At 32.2% G+C, this 24,860-nt stretch carries 21 protein-coding genes; 6 read left to right on the top strand and 15 right to left on the bottom strand.

Annotated elements, in window-relative coordinates; all coding sequences use genetic code 11:
- The first annotated feature begins 1 nt into the window (after position 1).
- From nqrF to KQA_RS19495, 5 genes are all read left to right on the top strand, one after another.
- Positions 2 to 1,309, top strand: coding sequence for an NADH:ubiquinone reductase (Na(+)-transporting) subunit F (nqrF, locus tag KQA_RS0204995; protein WP_010178731.1), 1,308 nt, complete (start codon positions 2 to 4; stop codon positions 1,307 to 1,309).
- 405 nt (positions 1,310 to 1,714) lie between these two features.
- Positions 1,715 to 4,669, top strand: a complete 2,955-nt coding sequence (locus KQA_RS18550; RefSeq protein ID WP_010178729.1) for a T9SS type A sorting domain-containing protein — start codon at positions 1,715 to 1,717, stop codon at positions 4,667 to 4,669.
- Between the two features lie 132 nt (positions 4,670 to 4,801).
- A complete protein-coding gene (locus KQA_RS0204985; RefSeq protein WP_010178727.1) occupies positions 4,802 to 5,521 on the top strand; it encodes a DUF1223 domain-containing protein in 720 nt (239 codons plus the stop codon).
- A gap of 30 nt (positions 5,522 to 5,551) precedes the next feature.
- Positions 5,552 to 6,223, top strand: a complete 672-nt coding sequence (locus tag KQA_RS0204980; protein WP_010178725.1) for a class I SAM-dependent methyltransferase — start codon at positions 5,552 to 5,554, stop codon at positions 6,221 to 6,223.
- A gap of 133 nt (positions 6,224 to 6,356) precedes the next feature.
- Positions 6,357 to 7,574: an alpha/beta hydrolase family protein gene (locus KQA_RS19495; protein WP_010178723.1), complete on the top strand. Its 1,218-nt coding sequence runs from the start codon at positions 6,357 to 6,359 to the stop codon at positions 7,572 to 7,574.
- 15 nt (positions 7,575 to 7,589) lie between these two features.
- On the opposite strand, the gene tsaB is transcribed toward KQA_RS19495, so the two are convergent.
- From tsaB to KQA_RS0204915, 12 genes are all read right to left on the bottom strand, one after another.
- Complete coding sequence (gene tsaB / locus KQA_RS0204970) at positions 7,590 to 8,276, bottom strand: tRNA (adenosine(37)-N6)-threonylcarbamoyltransferase complex dimerization subunit type 1 TsaB (RefSeq protein WP_010178721.1); 687 nt, start codon at positions 8,274 to 8,276, stop codon at positions 7,590 to 7,592.
- Positions 8,277 to 8,316: 40 nt separating this feature from the next.
- Positions 8,317 to 9,123 carry an OmpA/MotB family protein gene (locus tag KQA_RS0204965; protein WP_010178720.1) on the bottom strand — a complete coding sequence of 269 codons (807 nt, stop codon included), beginning with the start codon at positions 9,121 to 9,123 and terminating at the stop codon, positions 8,317 to 8,319.
- 79 nt (positions 9,124 to 9,202) lie between these two features.
- Complete coding sequence (locus KQA_RS0204960) at positions 9,203 to 9,601, bottom strand: hypothetical protein (RefSeq protein ID WP_010178718.1); 399 nt, start codon at positions 9,599 to 9,601, stop codon at positions 9,203 to 9,205.
- A 98-nt stretch (positions 9,602 to 9,699) separates the two neighbouring features.
- Positions 9,700 to 11,034, bottom strand: a complete 1,335-nt coding sequence (locus KQA_RS0204955) for a TolC family protein (protein ID WP_010178716.1) — start codon at positions 11,032 to 11,034, stop codon at positions 9,700 to 9,702.
- 3 nt (positions 11,035 to 11,037) lie between these two features.
- Positions 11,038 to 12,162 (bottom strand): efflux RND transporter periplasmic adaptor subunit, encoded by a 1,125-nt coding sequence (locus KQA_RS0204950; RefSeq protein WP_010178714.1) that lies wholly within the window; start codon positions 12,160 to 12,162, stop codon positions 11,038 to 11,040.
- 9 nt (positions 12,163 to 12,171) lie between these two features.
- Positions 12,172 to 13,452 (bottom strand): ABC transporter permease, encoded by a 1,281-nt coding sequence (locus tag KQA_RS0204945; protein WP_010178712.1) that lies wholly within the window; start codon positions 13,450 to 13,452, stop codon positions 12,172 to 12,174.
- Positions 13,445 to 14,692, bottom strand: coding sequence for an ABC transporter permease (locus KQA_RS0204940; protein ID WP_010178710.1), 1,248 nt, complete (start codon positions 14,690 to 14,692; stop codon positions 13,445 to 13,447). The genes KQA_RS0204945 and KQA_RS0204940 overlap by 8 nt, the downstream gene beginning before the upstream one ends.
- On the bottom strand, positions 14,685 to 15,386 hold the full coding sequence (locus KQA_RS0204935; RefSeq protein WP_010178708.1) for an ABC transporter ATP-binding protein: 702 nt from the start codon (positions 15,384 to 15,386) through the stop codon (positions 14,685 to 14,687). The genes KQA_RS0204940 and KQA_RS0204935 overlap by 8 nt, the downstream gene beginning before the upstream one ends.
- 297 nt (positions 15,387 to 15,683) lie before the next feature.
- Positions 15,684 to 15,899, bottom strand: coding sequence for a hypothetical protein (locus KQA_RS0204930; RefSeq protein ID WP_010178707.1), 216 nt, complete (start codon positions 15,897 to 15,899; stop codon positions 15,684 to 15,686).
- Complete coding sequence (locus KQA_RS0204925) at positions 15,899 to 16,471, bottom strand: DUF420 domain-containing protein (RefSeq protein WP_010178705.1); 573 nt, start codon at positions 16,469 to 16,471, stop codon at positions 15,899 to 15,901. Before KQA_RS0204925 ends, KQA_RS0204930 begins: the two co-directional genes overlap by 1 nt.
- Complete coding sequence (locus KQA_RS0204920) at positions 16,471 to 17,199, bottom strand: SCO family protein (protein WP_010178703.1); 729 nt, start codon at positions 17,197 to 17,199, stop codon at positions 16,471 to 16,473. Before KQA_RS0204920 ends, KQA_RS0204925 begins: the two co-directional genes overlap by 1 nt.
- Positions 17,200 to 17,201: 2 nt before the next feature.
- Positions 17,202 to 17,852 (bottom strand): hypothetical protein, encoded by a 651-nt coding sequence (locus tag KQA_RS0204915; RefSeq protein ID WP_010178700.1) that lies wholly within the window; start codon positions 17,850 to 17,852, stop codon positions 17,202 to 17,204.
- A gap of 521 nt (positions 17,853 to 18,373) precedes the next feature.
- Here KQA_RS0204915 and KQA_RS0204910 point away from each other — a divergent pair.
- A complete protein-coding gene (locus tag KQA_RS0204910; protein ID WP_010178698.1) occupies positions 18,374 to 19,288 on the top strand; it encodes a manganese-dependent inorganic pyrophosphatase in 915 nt (304 codons plus the stop codon).
- Positions 19,289 to 19,365: 77 nt separating this feature from the next.
- Here KQA_RS0204910 and KQA_RS0204905 read toward each other — a convergent pair whose 3' ends face one another.
- The 3 genes from KQA_RS0204905 to KQA_RS0204890 all read right to left on the bottom strand — a co-directional run bounded on the left by KQA_RS0204905 (position 19,366) and on the right by KQA_RS0204890 (position 24,622).
- Positions 19,366 to 21,879 (bottom strand): DUF5686 and carboxypeptidase-like regulatory domain-containing protein, encoded by a 2,514-nt coding sequence (locus KQA_RS0204905; protein ID WP_010178696.1) that lies wholly within the window; start codon positions 21,877 to 21,879, stop codon positions 19,366 to 19,368.
- 249 nt (positions 21,880 to 22,128) lie between these two features.
- A complete protein-coding gene (locus KQA_RS20480) occupies positions 22,129 to 23,088 on the bottom strand; it encodes an alpha/beta fold hydrolase (protein ID WP_010178694.1) in 960 nt (319 codons plus the stop codon).
- 301 nt (positions 23,089 to 23,389) lie between these two features.
- Positions 23,390 to 24,622, bottom strand: coding sequence for a hypothetical protein (locus tag KQA_RS0204890; RefSeq protein WP_157366589.1), 1,233 nt, complete (start codon positions 24,620 to 24,622; stop codon positions 23,390 to 23,392).
- Between the last annotated feature and the right edge of the window lie 238 nt (positions 24,623 to 24,860).

Below are 24,860 nucleotides of genomic sequence, written 5' to 3'. Positions count from 1 at the left end.
CATGATATTAGCAGCTAGTACAGGAGGAACAATTATTGCAACGGTGGTAGCCTTTTTACTACTTACGTTGATTTTAGTTGGTATCCTTTTATTTGCAAAAGAAAAGCTTTCGCCTTCGGGGCCAGTGAAACTTAAAATCAATGGAGGAGATGAGATCGAAGTATCTTCAGGGAATTCATTGTTAAGTACTTTAGGAAACAATAAAATATTTTTACCATCTGCTTGTGGTGGTGGTGGTACATGTGTACAATGTAAATGTCAGGTATTAGAAGGTGGTGGAGATTTACTACCTACTGAGGAGCCTCACTTTACACGTAAAGAAGCCGCAGCAGGATGGCGTTTAGGATGTCAGGTTAAAGTAAAATCTGATATGGTAATCAAAGTTCCAGAAGAAATTTTTGGAATTAAAAAGTGGGAGGCTACTGTGGTACGTAACTATAACGTAGCTTCATTTATTAAGGAATTTGTAGTTGAGATTCCTGAAGATATGGATTATGAAGCAGGAGGGTATATTCAAATCGAAGTACCAAAATGTACTGTTGATTTTAAAGATATCGATATTACAGCACACCCTGAAGAACATGAGACGCCTGATAAATTCCAATTAGAGTGGGATAAATTCAAACTTTGGGATTTAAAAATGACTAATCCAGAAATGGTTGAGCGTGCCTACTCAATGGCTTCTTACCCAGCAGAAGGACGTGAAATTATGTTGAACGTTCGTATTGCAACTCCTCCTTTTGATAGAGTGAAAGGTGGTTGGGCAGATGTGAATCCAGGGGTAGCTTCATCATACGTATTCTCATTGAAAAAAGGTGATAAGTGTGTCATTTCTGGTCCTTACGGTGAATTCTTTATTAATCACAGTGAAGCCGAAATGATTTATGTAGGTGGAGGAGCCGGTATGGCACCAATGCGTTCTCACTTATACCACTTATTCCGTACATTAAAGTCTGGTCGTAAAGTATCCTACTGGTACGGTGGACGTTCAAAACGTGAATTGTTCTACACAGAACACTTTAGAGCTTTGGAACGTGATTTTCCTAACTTTAAGTTTTACATTGCATTATCAGAACCAATGGAGGAAGATAACTGGAAAACTAAAGATGGTTTAGATGGTGAAGGTGATGGTTTTGTAGGTTTTGTACACCAAGTAGTAATTGATAACTACTTATCAAAACACGATGCTCCAGAAGATATTGAATTCTATTTCTGTGGACCACCATTAATGAATAAAGCTGTTGAAAAAATGGCTGATGATTTTGGTGTGCCAAAAGAAAATGTTCGTTTTGATGACTTTGGAGGTTAATTGAAATTTATATTTAATAGCATAGAGGCTGTCTGAAAAGATAGCCTCTTTTTTGTTTAAAAGTTTCTGGTTTGTAGTTGTTTATATTTTTGCACTTTAATTTATGGCAATGATAATAAACTACCGCAACTTTAAGTTACTGCCATTAATACTACTATTTTTTGGAGCATGTTCTAGCAGTGATGATGTTTTCATAAAATAAATAATTTAATGTAATACGCATCTCAAAGAATTATCCCTACCACTCCTTGTAAGATTTTTTTTATAATTGTAATAATGTTAATTTTTTAATAAAAACATACGTTCTATTAAAATTTACTTGTGTGGTATAATTCGTTCAATGTGTAGATACTAATTAGTTTTTTGAAATGTTATGTAGGGACAAAACCAAAAAACCAAAATACAATGAAATCAATTTTACACTTTGCGTGTGTAGGAGTACTTGCCTGTACTTCATATGCGCAAACGCTCGATCAAGATTATTTCGATAATTTAAAATCAAAAAAGCAACTTTCTTCTTCTAATTTTGAATGGCGACAATTTGGGCCAGGAAATTCAGGATATTGTGAGGAGTTTTGGATACATCCTACAGACCCAACTTGTTTTTATATGTCTCCAGATTTATCAAACTCTTATGGTAGTTTTGATAATGGTGAAAGTTGGCAAACTATTAAAGAGATAGATGGAGATAGTCAAGGAATGAGACGCGTTCAAGCCATTACTTTTTCACATCAAAATCCCAATTTAGGTTATGCTACTAATGTGCGTGGTTTTTTATTTAAGACTACAAACAAAGGGAAAAGTTGGGACAAAATAGAAGAACTTATTGAAGGAAGACATTCTGAATTAGTCGTTGACCCTTCTAATGATAATAATTGGTACATAGGTGCAGGTGATTTTTGGAATGTTAAAGGCTACCATCGTACCAAAGCTAATCCACAAGGTAACATCGATCGTTTTATAGCTTATGGTCATATTTATCGTAGTACCAATAAGGGAACCTCATGGGAACCGGTTATTGTTGATCCAGCTCATAAGGATGATTTATCTGTAGGAGTTATTATTGTTGATCCTTCAAATTCAAATAGGATTATTGCCGCAACAAATTTTGGATTGTATAAAAGTACCGATAAAGGGCTTACATGGGAAGCGGATTCAGGAAAAGGACTGCCTCATAATTTACCTAGGGATATGGATTATTATGTGGATAATACAAATCCCAAAAAATTAAAAACAACGTTATTTTTAGTAGAGCAAACCCAATATGAACCTAATGGGAATTCGATTAAAGCAACAGGTGGTGTATTTAAAAGTAATGATTTTGGAGCTACTTGGACTAGTGTTACAGGTAATTTAGGAGTACGTTTTACTTCGGCAAATAGTGGAGGAGTAGATCAACCTAATGGTGTGGATAATTTTTTTGCAGTAGATAAGTATTACCGCGCGGTTTCTTATTGGTTGGGAATGAATAAAGGAGAAGCTCAAAAAACATATAGTAAACTTCCTGAAACAACTATACTATCAGTTTACAATCGATTAGTGGTTAATCCTAAAAATGCAAAAGAATTGTATATATCATTTAATTCCAAACATGATTTTAGTTTTGGACCTGGTGATGTATGGAAAACAGAGGATGGAGGTATAAATTGGTTTCCGTGTGTGCGAACAGGTACTTATTGGAAAGGAAGTAGGGATGATGATTATTGGACTGCTAGAAATAGTCCTAATGATGTGAATACAAAATTTGCACATTTAGAAAGAGAGATGCAAAGCGGAAATGAATCTTCGGGATGTAGATTTTTAGAAATTAATACCAAAGGAGAAGTATTTACCAGTATTGATCAACAAACATTCCGATCAAGGGATAATGGAAAAACATGGGAACAAATTGATGATATTGAAACTTCACCCGGAAGTAATAAATGGATTGGTCGAGGTGATAGTAATTTGCCAGGACGATTTATTTTATTGGAAACTGGTGTAAAAGGCAGAAAGCTTTTATGCTCTGGTGAACATGGTTTGTGGAAAACAGTTCCTCATGATGATTATGCTAAAGCAGATGAATTAACAGTTGCCGTTGAGCAAATTGAAGGCCAGAATAACCCCGGAGGAGCTCATTCAATAGCGTCAGTTGCAGTACATCCCAATGATCCGAATACTATTTTTACTTTGCAATTTAGACAAAAACATCGCGGACAGTTGCGTAAATCTACAGATGGTGGTAAAACATGGAATAATGTAGCATTTCCGTTTGAAGGTGACTATACGGGTACAAGTGAGTCTCAAAAGCATATTTTTCAATATAATTTGTTGATTAGACCTGATAATGCAGATCGTATGTATTTTTGTGTCATGGAAAATCCAGTGGCAGAGGTAAATGCTTCCTTTAGAAAAGTGACTCGGGATGCAGATTTAGGAATACGACGAAGTTTTGATGGTGGTACAACTTGGGTAGCTTCAAACAAAGGCTTACCCCAAAAGCCAAGTGTAAGACGAATTACATTTCACCCAGGTAAGCCATGGCAAATGTATGCTGCTTTAAATATAAGTAGCTCTGGTACTAAAGGAGGACTTTATTTTTCGGATAATAGTGGTCAAGTATGGAGCAAAGTTACCATCCCTTCCGTTATAAAATCGGTGAATAATGTATTTGTAGATACACACAAAAATGAAAATAATGTAAATGATATTTATATTTCATGTGGTCAATTTGAAAGTAATGATCCAAATGAAGGAGGTGTTTGGAAAAGTGCTGATGAAGGAACTACATGGAAAAAAATATTTGATATGCCTTATGTTTGGCAGACAGAAACCTCACCAATTGATCCTAAAATTATTACAGTAAATGTGCCTTTACAGGATAAGAAAAGGAAAAATGTAACTGTTTTTAATCCGGGGGCATACCTGTCATTAGATGGAGGGAATACTTGGGAAAAAATAGCAAATAACTTAGGACAACCTAACGTAATCACAGATCTTAAACCCGATACAGAAAATACCAATGAATTTTGGTTGGCTTTAAAGGGAAGTGCATGGGCCAAAGGAATTTATAGAGGTAATATTATATTGGGAGTAAATGATGCCGGCGATATTGAAAAAGGAGAATCTGAGTTTGTAACCTATTATCCTAATCCAACTGTTAATGGAAGTTTTACTATTAAATCCGCGCATTTAAATTTTACTAAGCCTACATTAGAGGTTTACGATTTAGAAGGTAGGTTAGTTGAAAGTATAAAAACAACTCCTTTAATTGGTAAAAATGAAATAGCTATTCATTTGAATAAAATTAGTGCAGGTGTGTATATAACGCTACTAAAACATGAAGGCAAAAGCTATGTTAAACGATTAATAATAGAGTAATTTATTTATTTGTATTAAGGGGATGTTAGTTGTAACAGCCCCTTTTTTAAGTTTAGAATGCATTTTATAGTAAAAATAAGTGGTAGTTTGGTGTTCTTGTAATGGGTAAACTGGTATAACGTCTATTTATATATGAAAAAGATATCTATAGCCGTTTTTTTAGTTTTAAATTCAATAGTATTAAGTGCACAACAAGCTAACATAGTTTTAGAACTGTTTACTTCACAAGGTTGTAGCAGTTGTCCTAGAGCAGATCAATTATTAAAAAAAGTAGCAGAAAGTGCTCATGGAGGTGAAATTATTACTTTGGCCTACCACGTTGATTATTGGGATCGTTTGGGTTGGAAGGATCCATTTAGCAAAGCAACATATTCGCAATATCAATATAAGTATGGGCAAAAATTTGGTGGCAATTCGATTTACACACCTCAATTGGTTATTAATGGAGATCAGCATATTGTAGGTTCGGATGTAAAATCATTAACTAATCTATTACAAAAACTAAATAACAAAAAGTTCACATCAAAAATTAGGTTGTTTAACCCTGTAAAAGGAAGTAATAAAATTAGTGTTGATTATACTGTAGAAAGTGGATTGGATGATAATTTAAGTGTTGTTTTAGTACTTAAAGAAAAAGTAACTTCGGTTAAACGAGGAGAAAATAGAAATAAAGTACTTACTGATGCATATATTGTTTTAGACAAAAAAACAGTAGCGTCTTTAAAAATAAAATCCGGAACGATTGATTTTGATTTAGACTCTAAATATACCCTTAATGAATTACAGATTGTAGGTTATACTCAAGATCAACAACTTTCATTGACTGGTGCTTGTAAGTTAGAACTATTTTAGTAGCTTTAAGTACTACTAAATTAAGAAACATTGGAAGATCAAATCACAACACCCGATTTTAAAAAAATAGCGGCACAATTAAGAAAGCCAGAAGGAGCAGATGGTATAAAAGTTGCCGAAAGAATGAATGTAGGAAACAAGTCGATGAACCTGCATGCTATAGCAGTTTTAGATCCGCAAGCAAATGAAACTATTCTTGAAATAGGTATGGGGAATGGTTTTTTTGTTAAAAATATAGTTTGTGTAGGGGAGCATATTAATTATGTAGGTTGTGATTATTCTGGTGATATGGTGCAATTAGCTTCCGAAATAAATAAAGATTTTATAGCCCAAGGTCAAGTTAATTTTGTAAAAGCTGATATTAAGGATTTGCCATTTGATACCGCTAGATTTGATAAAATAATAACTATCAATACGTTTTATTTTTGGGAAGATCATGTAAAAGTTTTATATGAATTGAAGCGAGTGCTTAAAAAAGAAGGAGAACTAATTATTGCTGTTCGACCAAAACATAATTTAGAAAAATTCCCTGTTACCAAATATGGCTTTTCAATTAAATCAAATGATGAAATTATAGAATTATTACGATCAAATGGTTTTAATAGCATAGAATCTACAGCGATAATGGAGCCTTTACAAGAAGGTTTTGTTGCTGGACATAACGAAAGAGAAACCTTAATTTTGAGTTGTAAATTGGAGTAATATATAGGGGAATGACAACTATATTTGTCCGAAAATAGTGACATTTTTTTTGTTTTTTCAGCTTTTTATTGATGTGAAAAATAATTAAATTAACTAATAATCAGTTAGTTGGTGTAAAATAAATTTATATCCTATGGAATTAGTTAAAAAGTTTAGCTTCCCTATTTTAGTAACGAGTATACTATTTTTAATGGCATCATGCTCCTATGTGTTCGATGTGCCCAATAAACCAATACCTAAAGTTATGGTAGCTTCCTCTTTTGGAAAAAGTTTTACAAGTCAAGAGATTATTGATTTTAAATTTACGAATGAACGTTTAACCAAAGTGGAAAGGTTTGTTGATTCGGATATTGATGTATATGATGTAGCTTATAAAACGCTCAATGGATTTGGGGAGAAAATAATAAATTCTGGTATTGTACTATTACCAACTAGTGATATAGCTATAAAAGGAGTAATTAGTTACCAGCCCGGAACTGTTTTTTTAGAAGCAGATCGAACAACAAATTACAACAATACGGAAACAGGGACTTTTAATTTTTTCTCATTTTTAGCGGCGAATGGCTATATTGTGTTTGCAGCAGATTATGCAGGTTTTGGACTTTCAAAAGAGGAGAAGCATCCTTATAATATTCCCGATAAATTGGCGGTATCTGCATATGATTTTATACAGGCAGGTTATGAATTTTTAGAAAAGGAAAATATTGAAAAACCTTTAAAATTATTTTTATCGGGGTATTCGGAAGGGGGCTTGTCCAATTTAGCTTTAACCCGATTAATTGAAGCGCGTAAAGAGTTTAAAATAACAGCTGCCGCGTGTGGTGCCGGAGCTTATGATTTAAATGCCTTTTCGCAGGTGTTAAAGTTTGTAATAACTAATGAGCTTCCTTTAAATGAGTTTGTTCCCTTAATTTTTGATTCGTATAATACATTCTTTTTTAAAAGACCTACTAATGCTATTTTTGCCGAACCATATGCAGAGGCTATTAAAAATGGCTTATTTGATGGAGCATTTAATACGCAACAAATTTTAGATAATTTACCAGCGACTTATAAGGAATTATTGAATCCCGAATTTGCTTTAGGTTTTGTGTCTTCAAATGATACCGTAGTTGAAAATGCGATAAAAGAGAATACCTATGTAGGCAATGCTTGGATTCCTGTGACGCCGATATTATTTTACCAAGGTTTAAATGATCAAGCAGTTTTACCTTTGAACACTCAAAATATAGTAGAATATTATACAAATAACAATAAAAAGGATATCACACTATCAACTGATGATGCTAATCATTTTGAAGGTAGAGGTTCCTATAATGTGGTTAGTTTGGAGTATTTTAATCAGTTTTAAGTTGATTTGACTCTTTTACTGTTTTTTCTGTTTGGGTTTGCCTGCCACAAAATCTTTTAAATAATAAGGCTCAAAGTAAGCAACATCATCAAAGTCATTATTTTGAAATTTTTGATAACCTAATTTTCCTAATTGTTTGGCAGAAGGAAGTGCATCCTCGATAATAACAGCATTATTATGCGTACAAATCTCTTTAAATTTAGTGACCCCGTTACCAATAAAAATAGTTTTTTGTTTATCTAGTAATACCATATAACTTGTCTCATCTAAAATTTTTGCGTGAGTAGTATCTAGGCAATCATAATGGTTATTATAGGTAGCGGTGTATACTTCCATCCGTCGAGCATCTAGCATGGGAACAATAAATGATGGAGTAGTAGAGTGAGTTGTTTGATGAGCTAAACTTTCAAGCGTATTTATGGATATAAGAGGTATATCCAAGGCATAGCATAGTCCTTTTGCTGCCGAAACTCCAATTCTAAGGCCTGTATATGATCCAGGCCCTTTACTTACTACAATGGCATCAATTTGTTGTAAGCTTACTTTAGCTTCTGCTAAAAGAGCTTCAATAAATACATGTAGGCTTTCGGCATGAGAATAATTTTTACTATTATCCTCTTTAAAGCTAACAATATTACCCTTCAGCGAAAGCGCTACAGAACAATTAGTAGTACTGGTTTCAATACAAAGTAAGTAACTCATGTGAAATTTATAAGCTGCAAATTTACAAACTATCTCAGAATTACTTCTTCATACGATCCTTTATTAAACTAAAGAAATCATCAAACTGGGCATCAATAATAATTTTAGTTACAGTTTCCACCCCAGTTGTGCCATGTTCCCCGTTACTAGTAACTTTTAAACGCTTAGGTTCAATTTCATGATCTATTTGTAAGCTATGAGCAATGGCAGCAGCTTGCCTAGCACTTAAATCCCAATTATTAAGGGCTTTTTCTGTTTTAAATTCAATAGCGTTACTATTCCCTTCAATAATGATAAAATATTGAGTATTGGCTTTGAGTACTTCGGCAATTTTTTGCAAACTCATTTTTCCTTTTTCACTTAGGGTTCCATCACCATCAACAGCTAAAAAAAGTTCGGTGTTAGGTATACTTAGCACCAATTGATTATTTTGAATGCCTACTTTTCCTATCGTATTTAGTTTTCCTTTAAAAGTTTGTAATTGAGCTAATCGAGTTTCTTCAGCTTCGGTAAGGGCATCATTCACTACTTTTAGTTGGGCATCTTTTTCTTTAATTGTTTTAAGACTAGATTCCACATTCGCAGTTTTTTGCTTGGTAACCGATGCAAAATTGTTAATTGTTTTTAGTAATGTTTCATTTTCATGTTTCACTTCATCCACTTGACTGTTTGCAAAATCAAGTTTTGTAAGCATATTTTTATTGCTACTTTCTGCTTTATCAGCACGAGCTTTCTCTTCTCTTAAATTTGACTTTAATTTGTTTATTTCGTCAAGTAAATCTTTCTTTTTTTGAGCGGTAGCTATAGTACTAATGCATATAAATAAAGGTAGTATGATACTTTTCATTCTTTGTGGTATTTAGAAGTTCGAAAATACTATTTTTCCGGAACATTTTTAATAATTGAAATGGGATAATGATATTTGATTAGTTAAAATCCGTATTTGTTACTATAAGTTCAAGACTAGCGCAGGTATCATTTTTGGTCTGTTTTTTTTTAATCCAAAGATTAATTTGTTTAGAGTTTAGTCGATAATGCTTATTAGTTGTATTCCTAATTGATAAGGAATCTAAAGTAATGCTTGAAATTTTTTTTAAGAATGAATTGGAAGTTTCGCCAGAACCAAAATCTTCATAAATTATGAATTGTTGCTTGCTTTTAAGTGTTACCGTGTTGCTATCAAGGTTATATTCTTTATCATAAAATTTAACGATGATATCATTGTTAGAAGTATTATTAATAGTGTATTGAACACAGTAAAATTGATCACAGCTAATAAGTAGCAGTAAGCTTGAAATGAGTAGCAATAATTTTATTTTGTTCATGAGATTAGAAAAATAGTATAAACCAAAATGGTATCATTCCTTGATCAAGAATGATACCATTTTGGTTTATATAAAATCAAATTTATATTTTATTGAACTTATTTGATTGGACTTTCATAGTACAATTCCAATAGCTTTACTTTAAACAGAAAATCGTATTTAGCTCTTAGTAATTGGGTTTGACTATTTTGATATGCAATACGTGCTTGTGTAAAATCAAGAGAATTACTAATACCTACTTCAAATCGATTTTTAGCATATTCAAAAGCACGCTCTTGAGCAGTTACAGCAACTTTTGCTGCTTCATATGATTTGTTACTGGCTTTAGCATCCAAATAGGCTTGGTATACATTTTGGGTAATACGCTGCTTGGTTTGTTCTAATTGATTTTGAGTACGTAATACGTTTACTTTGTTACGAGAAACTGCATTTTTTGTTTGGAAGCGGTTAAATAAAGGCATGTTTAGTCTAGCTCCAATACTAAAAGATTTATTATCATTTAATTGATTAAAAAAAGGTCTTGAAGGAAATCCTTCGATATCCACTTCTTGACTTCCGTATTCTACAAAGCCAGAAAGTGTGGGTAAAAATGCTCCCTTAGTAATATCTATATCTTTTTCTGCGAGTTTTATATTTTGTTCAGCAAATTTGATTTCGTTTCTATTTTCCAATACAGTGCCTACAATTTGTTTTATTTCTTTATCCAAAATAGACAGTTCGTCAAGCTCAATTTCTATTTGTGAAATTTCAAATGGATTGTCAAAGTTAAGTTGTAGTAATTGTTTTAGTCCTAATTTAGCAATGGCTACACTATTTTCACTTGTAGCAATATTTTGTAAATTTTCTGCAGCAGTAGCTTTTAATTGCAATACATCACCTTCAGGCAAATTACCAGCATCAATAAGCTGTTGTGTACGCTTAATTTGTTCTAATGTAATCTTATTTTGAGCGTTAAGTACATTTAAATTTTCTTGCTGTAGCAAAATTTGAAGGTAATTATTGGCTATATTTATTCGAATATCATCTTTTAAACGTTCAATATTGAATTGACTGGCTACTTTTTGAAGTTTGGCTCTTTGTACTCTATTATAATTTTGTAATCCGTTATAAATAGGCACGTTTGACCTTAACGAATAGCTAGATCCTCTGGTGTTTCTTTCTGCAGAAACCCCTGAAGCATCACGACTAAAACCAAAACTCCATTGGTTTCCAGCACTTCCATTTAGATCGGGTAAAAAGGTATTTTTAGCATCTTTTTCATTAATATCAGCATCCTGTAAATCTAATTGTTGTTGTTGGATTTGTAAATTGTTTTCAATGGCATATTCTATGCAATCTTGTATGCTCCAGACTGTTTTTTTAGCTTTTTCTTGGGCTTGACCTAAACTATAAAAAGCAACTATAGCAAATGTGGTTATAAATAACTTTTTCATAGTTTAGGACTTATTCTTTTTGGTTTCTTCGGGCACAGTAATGGCATTCCATTCTTTAATTTTATCATCTTTAGTGACTCCGTTTTTAATTTCAACGGTAATTCCATCACTTATTCCTAATGTAAGATCTTTACGTTCAAATTGCTGTTCGCCAGTTTCAATTTCAACATAGGGTTTTTTAGTTTCTTTATCATATTGCAAAAGCGCTTCACTCATGGCTAAAACATCAGTAGCTTTATCTAATATAATTGAGGCATTGGCACTTAAACCAGCTCTAATTAGTACATCTTTCGAGATACTTAGTTTAGCTTCAATGTCAAATTGTACAGCTCCGTTTACCATAAAGCCTTTTGGGGCAATGTAGTTAAGCTTGGCATCGAATTCTTGATCTGGCATAGCTCCTATAGTAATTTTTATGGGCATACCTTCTTTAATTTTACCTACTTCACTTTCATCGATTTTTCCTTTAAAAATCATTTTACTTACATCGGCAATGGAGGCTACTTCAGTTCCTTCATTAAAATTATTGGTTTGTATTACTTGGACACCTTCTTCCACAGGAACATCCAATATTTGGCCACTTATAGTGGCTTTAATTATGGTTTGGGCAATGTTATTAAAACCTTGTGCAGTTCCTGTTTTTACAATTTGATAATTCTCATTGGCAGAATCATAAGTTTGTTTGGCTTGATCGAAAGCATTTTTACTTTGATCAAAGTCATTAGCAGAGATTACTCCTTTATCAAAAAGTTCTTTTTGACGGTTGAATATTTTTTTCTGAGTTTCTAAATTGATTTTAGCACTTTGTACACCGTTACGAGAGGCTTGTAAATTATTAATGCTAGGAATGACCTTAATACGCGCAATTTTATCACCAGTTTTTACAAAATCACCAGCTTCGACATAGATATCTTTTATCACTCCGGAAATATTAGGACGAATAGATACTTCTTCGTCGGGTACAACACTTCCAGTAGCAATAGTACTTAAAGTAATGGTTTGTACCGAAGCTTTTTTAGTGTTATAAACAACAGCAGGTTTTTGGTTACGTTTCCAGAAATAAAATAGTGACAGTCCAAAAAATAGTACAATGGAGACTAAAATGAGTATAGTTTTTGATTTTTTCATGAGTGTAATTTATTCAGTTCTAAGTGCTTCAATTGGTTTTATTTTAATGGCTGTTTGAGCAGGTATGAAGCCTGCAATTAAGCCGCTTATTACTAATATAATGAGTACCGTAATTATTGTAACTAAATCAACAGATGGGTTATAAAGTAAGGATTCTGAAGTAGCAGGATCCTGACTGTCTAATTGCAAATTGATCAGATAGGATATTAATGCTGCTAATGAAACTCCGGTCATTCCCGAAATAATAGTAAGGAATAATGATTCGAGTAATATTTGTTTCCGGATATTACCGGGCGTGGCACCTAGGGCTCTGCGAACACCAATTTCATTGGTACGTTCTTTTATTACAATAAGCATAATATTACTTATTCCAATAATTCCCGAAAATAGAATGAGGATACCGACAAAGTAGGACACTATTTTTAAGGTTAAAAAGAGCATTCCAAATTTGGTAAAAAACTTATTTAGGTCAAAATTACCGATGGCTCTATCATCTTTTGGGTGAATAGAATGACGTTTTCTTAGCAAAGAAAAAATAGATTCTTTAATTTCTGAAATCGATTGATTATCGTTAGCGGTAATATGAAAAAAACGGACTTTATCTCCTTCATTAAATACTTGTGTAAAGGTGGAAAAGGGGACATGAATGTATTTTTGTTCTTCAATCTGTCTTTTGCCTTGCATGGATATATCTTTGTATACCCCGACTACTTTAAAGCTAACTCCTTGAATTTTAATATAGCTTCCAATTACTTCTTCACCTTTTTCATATAGTTCATCAATAATAGCCCAGCCGATAACAACATTTTTTTTATTATGTTCGATATCATTATAATTAATGAACCTCCCTTGTTCCATTATTAAAGACTTTTGCTCAAGTATTTCTGGAAAATCGGCCATTACAGTAAAGGAACCTTCATTTAAATTATGGGTGATGGTGTTGGAAACTCCCCAACCACCAAGTTGATTACGAGGTGATACTGTTTTTAAACCTTTTATATTGTTTCTAATAGCTTGGGCATCTTGCATTTTAAAATTATACTCTCTATTTTTTGGTAATCCCTTATATTCCATAGAGACCCCTTGAGCCCATATAAAAATGGAGTTTGTTGAAATCCCAGAAAAAGAGTTTTCAATACCGTTTTTAAGTCCATTGGATGCACAAAGTAATAGTATGAGTATAAAAACACCCCAAAAAACACCAAAAGAGGTAATTATTGTTCTAAATCCATTGGAAGTGATGGATTGTAAAATTTCTTTCCATAAATCTTTATTAAATAAACTATTCATCACGTAAAGCTATTATGGGTTTAATTTTGGAAGCATGGCGGGCAGGAATGTAACCAGCAACTGCACCAGCAATAATTAAAAGTAGCACGGTAATAATGGCAACGCCAAATTCTACATTAGGATTTAAAATAAAATCGGTTTCTATTTTTGGGCCTACCAAGGCTAGCAAAGCCAAAGCAAATATTAATCCAATACCACCTGAAATTGAGGTTACAAAGATGGATTCATGTAGAATCATTTTTACAATTGATTTAGGTTGAGCACCTAAGGCTTTTCGTATGCCAATTTCCTTTGTACGCTCTTTAACAATGATTAGCATAATGTTACTTACACCTACAATCCCAGCAATTAATGTTAAAATACCAATACCCCAGAAAAATACTTTCATACCTAGGTTTAACATGTATAAATCTTTATTTCCATCCACAGCATTATAAAAGCGAATAGCTTTTAAATCATCTGGATGTACATGATGTTTTTTTTGAAGGTATGTTTTAACTTGTTCTGCAAATTTTTCAGATTTTTGTAGGGCTAAATTATAGTCATCTTCGGGTTGTAATGTAAAATCAAAACTACCTACATCACGTGGTCTATTATATAGTTGAGCAACAATAGGTAATGGGGAATATAACATACTATTGGCACGTTCACCACCGGCATCTGTAAATACGCCTATGACTTTAAATTTGATATTATTAATTTTTATATCCTCACCTACGGCTTTAGTATAATCTGTAAATAGATCTTTAGCGACTCTTATTCCTATAGCTACCACTTTTGCATTGTTACTTATATCTCTTTCAGATATAAAACGCCCAGCGTTTAATGTGGCATTAGTAACAAATAACATATCTGGCATAACTCCTCTAAATTGATAAGAGCCATTTTTGTCTTTGTAAATAGCTCGGGCACCCCAATTTCTAAAATCGGTAGTTTTGTATTCAATTTCATCTTTATATTGATCTGTTACGTAGTTGTAATCGTTATTTTTAAATGAAATCCACCTATTTATATTAAATCCTTTATATTCTTTAGAGGTACTTGCCGTCCAAAAGCTAATTTTTGTAGCTATATCACGCTCGAATTGTTTTTTTGTACCATTTTTCATTCCATCGGCTACGGCCAGAAGAATGATAAGTATAAAAATCCCTGAACCTACAGAAAGTCCTGTCAAAAAAGTACGAAGCTTGTTTTTAGATATAGCTTCAAAAATTTCCTCCCAGCGTTCAATATCAAACATGAGCATTCGCTATTACGGGTTCAATGTAGGTGTCGTTTATAATAAGACCATCTTTAAGGTCTACAATTCGTTTTGTCATTTGAGCAATATCAGGCTCATGGGTAACAATAAGTATTGTTTTTCCTTCGTCGTTAATATTTTGGATGAGTTCCATAACTTCGTAAGAGGTTTTGGTATCCAAGGCTCCAGTCGGTTCATCGGCTAATAATACTTTTGGGTCAGAAGCCAATGCGCGAGCAATGGCTACACGTTGTTTTTGTCCACCTGAAAGTTCATTGGGTAAGTGCGTTGCCCAATCGGCTAATCCAACTTTTTCCAAATAATGTAAGGCTTTTTCAGATCGTTCTTTACGAGCTACACCTTGGTAATAAAGAGGAAGAGAAACATTATCAATAGCATTCTTATAATTGATAAGGTTAAAAGACTGAAAAATAAAACCTAGAAATTTATTTCGATATTCTGCGGCTACTTTTTCATTTAGGTTTTTAATAAGCGTATTGTCTAGGGTGTAGGTACCTTGATCAGCTTCATCCAAAATACCGATGATATTTAATAAGGTAGATTTTCCTGAACCAGAGGAGCCCATAATTGAAACCAATTCTCCTTTTTGGACATTAAAATCAATTCCCTTGAGAACATGCAAAGAATTGCTGCCCATTTGATAAGATTTGTGTAAATCTTTGATTTCAATCATGAGTTCATTATTTAAGTTGGTTATATAATTTCAACACTCAGGTGTACCACTAAACTAGTACACTACAAATAAAAGAATTAAAAATTAATAATCAAATACTTAGATAGGCTTAAAATCTTAAAATTCTCTTAAATTTAATGATGACTATAGTTTTTACTAATAGTCGGGAGATGTACTATTAGGTATAGCCTTATAGTGTACGTAGTACACGGGTAAATATATTTATATAACTGAAGTGTAGGAGAGATGTGTCAATTTATTTGACACAAAAAATAAATAAGTAATTGTAGGAAATAGTTACTTATTCTTTTTAAAAACTTGGTAACCAACTATGGCAACAAGTATATAAGGAATAACCATTAAAAAAGTAATACCATCATTAACACCTTCGGCTAGTTTTTTTCCTTCTTCACTTTCTAGAACAGCTCTGCACATAGCGCATTGTGCCCAAGTGTTTATTTTCGCGAAAAGAAAAAGAAGTAAAAAGCTAATATGTAGGTGTGTTTTTTTCATTATGCAGGATAATAGGGAGAAATCATTAAATAAACAACAACACCGGAAGCGGCTACATATAACCATAACGGAAAGGTGTATTTCGCTATTTTTTTATGCTGTTCAAAGTTTCCATTTGAGGCACGAACGTAAGTGACAAGTACAAAAGGGATTACAATAATAGATAAAAGTATGTGAGTGAGTAATAAGAAATAGTAAATATATGCCCTTGAACCAATGGCTAATTTTTCGGCAGCATCAACGATTCCATTATAATTAGTATCGCCAAATTTTGTAGCATCAGCCGTAGCATGATAGACAACATACAACAGTAGAAAAAGAACGGAGAGTACCATTGCTGCTTTTATTAATTTTTCATGCATTATTCGATTTCCTTTTTTTATTTGAATAACAGCAAAAACTAATAATACCGAAGTAATAGCATTAGTGGAAGCATAAATTGGAGGTAAAAAACCTAAACGATCTACACCTGGAATGCGTACTGTAAATAAAGCTGCTACAGCCAGAGGAATTACAATGGATAGGACAGCAATAATACGGTTTTGCTTTTTTTCAATATTCGACTGTTTCATTATTCTTCTAGTAATTTTTGAATATCTTTTGTTAGTATGCTTATTTGCTCTTCTTCGCCATTGTCGGCTATTTTTTCTTCTAAACTAACAGTTCCTCGATAATAAATAATTGGGTTGCCGTAAGCGTCATAACGTGAACGAATAAAACCTTGTTTATCTACCAACGCAAAATATCCTGAATGTTCAAAACCACCAGGGACATTTGGATTTTGTTCCGCAAATAGATTGAAAGAATTTTTAGCTAAACCATATATTTGGTCTCTATCACCCGTTAAAAAATGCCAGTATGGGTTAGTCACTTTATGCGCTTCAGCATATTTTTTGAGCTTAGTAGGAGTATCGTATTTTGGATTTATAGTAAAGGATGCGATAGCAAAATTAGGATTTGCTTTAAAAGTATGTTGTAAATGCACCAAATTACTGGTCATTTTCGGGCATATTGTAGGACAGTTCACAAAAAAGAAATCTACTACGGTAACTTTGCCTTTATAATCATGCTGTGTAATTAATAAGCTATCCTGATTTTGTAATGCAAAAGCAGGGATTTTCTTTTTTTGTCCATTGATTAAAATATAACCTAGTTTTTCGTTGGTCAATTTATTGTCGGCGCTCATGCGACTGTTGCTCACAATTTTGGTGTCCTTAATACGATTTACAATTCGAGGAACAAAAATAATTCCAAAAAGGAGTATAATAAATGATATACCTACATATGAATACTTCTTCATTTTTATTCCGAAATTTTAGTTTTTGAATCGTTATATTTCTTCAGCGCTAAGCGATATTCAGCCAAAATTACTTTAACATCATCTTTCATTTTTCCATTAATTTCAGAAACCGATCCCGAATTGTAACCATATAATTTACCAACTTCTTCGTCATCATCACGTCCGCGTAACCCTCCTTCTTTGTCAATAATAAATACTTGGGGGCTGTGTAAGTATGCATCAAGTGCGTAAGGTGAATTTAATGTTTTAAAAAATGATCTAATTTTTGAAGGTTCGGCATATATAAATTTCCATTTATGTGTATCTGTCAATCCATCGAGTTCTGCCATCGTTTTAGCTACTTCATTTTGTGTGCCATTTGGCATGAGCATGAGCATCTGGAAATCGGAAAAACCATGAAAGTAATTGTATATTTTTTGATTTATATTAAAAATATTTCCTTTGGTTACGGCTAGGTTACTTCCCATAAAACCAAGAATAGTGATATGATTTTTAAAGGAAATACTATCGGAAGGAGAAACAAATTTAGTAATATCACCAATTTGAGGTTCTAAAACAGGGAGTTTGGAAAAATGATTTACCCCAGAAGCAAAAAATAAATAAGCTACTAATGGTAAAATAAAAAGAACTCCTAATACAACTGTTTTTTTCATTTACTGTTCTTTAATCCACATTGCGGAATTTGCTTTTAAGTCTAGACTTAGGCTAGTAAAAACTTAATTAACTTTTGTAAGTTGATAAGTATAATTGTAACAGGCCTCTTTTTTGTTTTTTTTACGAAGTCTTTTCTTAATTAAAAGTTGGTTGCAAAGGTACTAAGCAAAGCTTACTTTATCCAATAGAATCATTAAAATATAACAGAAATATAGTTTTTGTTTTAACTTGAATTAGGTGTTTTAAATTCGTTAAGTGGATTGATAACATAATAAAATCAAATGTTTTCTTAAATTTTGGAATAGCATCGCTATAGTCAAATGAAAAAGTACTGAAGAATAATTGATTTGCAAGGGTTTAAATATGTAATAGACTTTAAAATGTATAATTTGAGTTCGTTTAAAGAGTTATTTGTAGTTTAAGTTGTATTTGAGGGAATTAAATCCATAGAAATAATCGATGATTCGGGTTAAATGAAAAAGGTTTCATAAATTCGCAGCAAAATTGTAAACAGTATAGAATGTCAATTAAAATTTTCGGACATAAATCTCCGGATACAGATGCTACCGCCTCAGCCTTAGTATGGGCATGGTATTTAAATGAAAAAGGAGTTAATGCGAAAGCTTATGTATTAGGAACGCCTAATACAGAAACTTTATTTGTGTTGAAACATTGGGGGGTTGAACTCCCAGAGCTTTTAAGTTCTGTTTCAAAAGAAGATCAAGTGATTATTGTAGACACGAATAACCCTAAAGAGCTTTTTGATAATATTAATAAGACACAGATTATTCAAATAATAGATCATCATAAATTGGTAGGAGGCTTGCATACCTCTGGTCCAATTGATATTTGTATCAAGCCTTTGGCGTCATGTGCATCGGTTATGTATACCATGATGTCTGCTAATGATATTGAAAAAATGCCTAAAGCCATTAAAGGTTTAATGTTGTCGTGTATATTATCGGATACCTTGGAGTTTCGTAGTCCTACAACAACAGATAAAGATCGAGAGATTGCACAATTTTTATCAGATCAATTAGGTATTGATATGGAAGCTTATGCTATACAAATGTTTGAGGCAAAATCGGATGTATCTCATTTTTCTGATGAGGATTTGATAAAAATGGATAGCAAAAAATACGAAGTAGGAGGTAAAAAATACCGTATTTCAGTATTAGAAACTACGGCGCCAAATATAGTTCTAGATCGTAAAGAGAGTATTTTAAAAACGATAGAGACAGTTAAAGAAAGTGAAGAATTGGATGAAGTATTGCTTTTTGTTATTGATATTTTAAACGAAGAGGCTACTTTTTTTGTGCCTAATGAATCTGTGAAAACTATTGCAGAAAATTCATTTAAAGCAGTGCCAACTTCAGAATTGGTTGTATTACCGGGTATAGTATCACGTAAAAAGCAAATTATACCTGCTTTATAATAAGGTTGGGATACTGTATAAAACAAAAAAGCCCTTTTTTTAAAGGGTTTTTTGTTTAAAAAGCTCTTCTTTCTTATTTAGAAGAAAAATCCAAACGATCCAGTAATTCCAAAATTACGAGCATCAGTATTATTTTTATAGTTTCCACGGAAGTTAAAATCAATACGGATTAACTTAAAAATATTACCAACACCTAAACTGTATTCATAATAAGGAGTTGAGGAGGGAGCCAATAGTGTTCTTCCAGAATTATCAATGGCCTTATTTTTATCGGAAATACTACCTGAAATGGTTCTAAATGAAACTAATTCTCTCAAATTAAGTTTGCGCAATAATGGAATTCGCGAAAAAATACGCCCACCAAAATTATGCTCTAAATGTAAAGAACTATAAGTGTCTGTGGCAAATTCGTAAAAATTAAGCATCGGGAAAGTATTGTATATAGAAAAATAGGATTGATTTCCAGGAACAATACTTAGTAAACCTAAAGGTACTGTACCAAAGGTTTTTCCAAGTTCAATGGTGCTTCGTAAGCGTCCAAAACCTCCTATATTAAAGGGTTGTTTGTAAAACAATTGGATTTTTTCATAATCAAAATCACTACCTAAAGGACCTTTTAATCCTTTGTTAAATTCTAAAAATAATATAGGATGGCTATTTTTATTTACTTTAAAACGGTCAACACCATAACCAGTAGTTTTTTTACGCGGGGTGTAGGTTATTTTTGTGCCTACTTCGAGTTGTTCAATAGTTTCTTTGGTGTTTGTAAATGTATTATCCGTAAAGTAACTTAAGCTGAATAAATTAGGGTTTGCAGGTTTGAGTGTTCTGTACGAGCTGCTTAAAGAAACAACTAGGTTTTTTACAGGCTCACAGGCTAAATTAAGTGATGTTAAATTAATATTAGTAAGTGTGCGATTATCCCCAACTCCAAAAAGTGTATTGGAGGCAAAACTTCTCCCTTGTACATCATTAGTGTTTGTTAAACTGGCACCTAATTGCTCTACATCTCTTCGGTTACCAAAGGTTAATTTTAAACGATTCTTTTTATTTAGTAAAAACTTGGCAGCTATACTGTATTTGAATTTGTTGTCACCAAACCCATAAGCAGTATAACCTTGTAAACGCCATAAATCATTTGGGCCAGTATAGGTGCGCCCTCCTAATCGTAAACGAAAGCCTTCTATTTCATTATAGCCTACGGTTGAAAACACAGGGCCGTATTCAACTTTTCCTAAGTTAATGTAACCGCTAGCTAAAATTTCACTAATAGTGTATAGGTTTTTAAAAGCTTTTACTTGTTTAAGTGTGTCTAGCATGCCATAGACTTGTCGTTCATTTTTGTTTAGCTTTTCCAGTCTGTTTGTTTCCCAAAAATTGTCATCACGTTGGTAGGCGTCAAATGTAGTTGGATTAACCTCTCTCTTATAGAATTTTTCTTTTTTTGGTTCGTCAAATTTGTATGAATCATACAAAGAGGTACGCTTTCCGTATAAACCTCTGGAGGATTCTTTTTTGTTAAGTGTAAAGTCTGTTTGGAAATAGTCACGAGTAATTAAAAATAAAGAATCGTTGAGTACGTCATATTCTTGTTCAATATAAAGCTCTTTTACCCAGTTAATATTGGCACTTTTGGTGGCTTCCATATTAATGTCTTTTATTGCCCACGTAGTATCGTTTACCCAAAAGTCACCTTTAAATGTAAGTTCGTTTTTGCGACGCGGATAGTATACAATATTATAACACCATTTATTGTCAATATAAGCACTGTCGGTTAAAGCATAATTGTATACGTTTACACCAGTTCTGGAGAGTGGGCTAGTAAAACTTTTGTCATAAAGTTTTATGTAATTGTCATACACATCATAAGTTGTATACAAGTCTTTTACAAAAGCAATAAGCGATTGATTGTTACTAAAACCAGAATTTTTATTTCCTAAAAGTTCTGTTTTTTCTTTGTTAATAAGATTGTCTCCATATACTTTGGACACGGACTCATTAATAAATATAGGTAAAAATGTTTTTCCCGAAATACGGGAAGTATCTTGGTAATTAAAAATAAATTGCATGCCTTTAAACATGCGATTATTTATTAAGGTACTGTCAATATTATTGAGGTCAAATTCAAGCTTTTCATACTTGTTATAGGCATATTGCTTGAATTGTTTTACACCATTTTTTCGTTTATGCTTCCATATTTTACGTAAAATATCAATAGCGGGATTATTCTTTTTAGATTGTTTTCCTGTAACAATATGTACTGCGTTTAAAGAGCTAGTTTCTTCTTCCACTTTAGCTACTAATTTATAGTTAGCTCCTTTATTTAAATTAATGGTAGTGGTTTTGTATCCAATAAATGAAATAATAAGTGATGAGTGATAGGTTTCATCTTCTAAATAAAAGCTTCCATCTTCGTTGGTTACCGTTCCAATAATAGTACCGGGAAAATAGACATTGGCGTAGGGTACCGGTTCGTTATTTTGATCAACTACTTTTCCACTAGCTTTAACTTGGGCTATTAGATTAGTTGATGCAACTAAAAGAATAAAAATTTGTAGAAAAAAATGACGTTTAAAAAAATGCAAATTCATGCTTGTAAATTCTATATTCGGTAAATTCTGGCAAATATATTTTAGTTTATTTTAAAAAGACTAGATATTATATTTTTTAACCGGAAAAATGCGTTAAAATTATATTAATAAGAGGTGAACTACTTTAAATATAAGTGGTTTCTTAATTTTGGTCAAAAGAGGCGGTTTGATTTGATCTCAATTTCTTAAAGTTTAAATTAGGGTATACACCTGGCTTTAGTTACCTATCTGAAAATTAATGAATTCGATTTATTTATTAATGAAATCTGAAATTTGTGATGCATAAGGTTCAATAAAAGGAGCGGAATGACCGTCTTCGGTAGTATTTGGGATTTCAATAATTTTTGAATTACGTTGGTTTAAAAAATGGAGTTCCTCTATAGATAATCGTCCTGTTTGTTGGTCGTTTAAAGCATGCACATATAAAAGGTTTTCAATGCTAGTAATTTTGATAGTTTCTGTAAATCGTTCTTCAACATGGTAACCACCTAAACTAAAAATCAAAGGAGCATTTTGAGGAGATTCGGGATCAGTTAAATCTTCTTTTTCTTCCTTATAAGGAAGAATGGTTTTACCATCAATGTCAAAGTGATTTGGGGTTATTTTTTTCCAACTTTCGCTTATTTGTAAATCCATATTTAATCTAGATGCCATAATGATAAATTTATCAGCTTTTTTGTTTCCAAACTTTGAAAGGTATTGTTGGATCACAAAGCCGCCATATGAGTGCCCTATAACGATTACTGTTTTGCCGTTATTTTTAAATTGTGTAATAAGTGCATTTAGTATGTCTGCATTCAATTCTCTAAGCCTAAGAGCTTCTTGTTTATTTATTTTGTCTTTTTTATTGTTTTTTTTATCAAAGCTTAATGCTTGATGTGCATAAACGCGGTAATAATCAACTAAATGATCTGCTAAGTCGTTGTTTTCTTCTGGATTATCAGTATTTACATTTTCTAAACAGTATAAACTTAATTCGATTGAAGGACCTCCTTGTTCGAATATAATAACAGTATCCGAATTTTTATTTCCTTTTCCAACATATAGTTTGTTGATATCTGGAAATTCTTGAAACTTAATTTCAGTAGCTATTTTTTCTGTTTCTCCAGAAGGGAGGATTGTAGAAGTGTCATCATCGTTACTACAGCTTAGCAATAGTGTTAATAACAATAAAGTTAGAAGTTGTGATAATCTTGAAATAGTTTTCATGGTATTATTTTTAATTACAATTACTATAACACCACAGTATTTAAAAACCCTAATTTTTTTTAATAAGTCAATTAAAACTGAATTACATGAATAAAAAGATTATTATTCTATTGGTAGTAGAATAGTTAGCCTTTTTGGCTAATATTACTTTTTTGAACCTTTTTAAAGATGGATATGCTGTCTTTATTACATAGTTTAATACGATTATCACTAATTAGTAAAGTGTAATCAAAAAAGGAGTTTATGTATAAGCTTACATATTGTAATTAAGTGAATCGAGAATAATTGATGATGCTAAAGACTATAAGTCTTCATCATTAATAGTAATTATTTTACAGTCTGTAATTATGTCGTCATCGCTAAAACAACTAGGGTTATTTACGGTAACACATATTCTATTTGTTTCTGCTTTGGAAAAAGTGTAAGTAAGTTCGTTAGATGTTTCTGTAATAGGAGTACTATTTAAAGTAATGCCATTGTCTATCGTCCATGTGTAGGTGATATCATCATGGTCAATAGATCTATAAATAGCTTTAAAATTGTATTCGGCAGGATTAAGGCTGCTTTTTTCAACTTTTAATTCTACGTTAGGGCTACAAAATTCATTAATATCGATTACAAAAAGAGGCGGGATTTGGCACACCTCAACAACTTCTGTACATCCAGAAAAAGTTAGCTTAGCGCATGCATTGTATACGCCATTTTTAATAATATCATATGCTAATGTTGTCTCCGTTTCACCTTCTATAATTTGATCATTAATTAACCACTCTATTTTTGTTGGTGTATGGTCATCCAATATGTTTAATGTAAAAGTATAGGTAGTGTTATTTACTTGAGGCTTTGTGTATTCAATGTCAAAATCAAATAAATCAGGACAATCATCATTTTCGTCTATAGGCGTAATAATTACTTTGCAATTGTTTCTTAAAGCATTAAAATGCTCAAATTGATTGTTAATTGTTATTCCTGTATCTGTAGTGACAGGGTAATCAAGGGTTATTTGTGAAAAATTTAAATCAGTTAAAAAGTCAAGAAAATCTATTGAATTATTAACAGCTCTAGAGTTACTTTGGTCTAAAGTTGATGTAACCTGTAAAGGATATTCATAATCAAAACAACTAACAATACCTTGTGATAAAATCATACTAAATGAGGGTACGGAGCATGTAGTTAGTAAGTTAGAAAAATCATTATTATCTCTTATAGTTAAGGAAGATGCTTCATCTAAAGTAACAGAAAAAGGGAAGGTGATACCTTCGATAAAGAAATTTGAGTTTTGAGTATTTTTAAATTCATTAACACCATTTTGATCCAAAAAGGTAATAAGCATTCCTGTGTTAGTAAACACGCTCAAAGGGAATTCTAATTCAAAGCAATTACCCGATAGATTATAAAGGTAATCAAACATGGTGGGTGCAAATGAAGTTTTTGTAGGTGACATGATGTCTTCCTCAAAAGTACCTTCTTCAGAAACACAGCCTAAAAGAAGCATGAAAAAAATAAGCGATATGTAGTAATGTTGTTTTTTCAATTGATCTTAAATATGCAATATATTAATTATTTGAACTAATAACAGAAATGTTCTAGTATTTAATAGTAAATGAGATTTTTTTGGTAACATTTACGTTAGAAAACATGGAATTTATGTTAGTTGTTTACTTAATCTTAAAACGCTTAGAGTACGATTTACCCTACCCCTAATAAAAATAATTTTTTTGACGAGAATGAATATAAAAAAAAAATTACTTTTGGCTTCTGTAAATAATTTT

The organism is Aquimarina agarilytica ZC1, from assembly GCF_000255455.1.
GTDB classification, from domain to species: domain Bacteria; phylum Bacteroidota; class Bacteroidia; order Flavobacteriales; family Flavobacteriaceae; genus Aquimarina; species Aquimarina agarilytica.
This window is presented reverse-complemented; position numbering and strand designations above follow the sequence as displayed.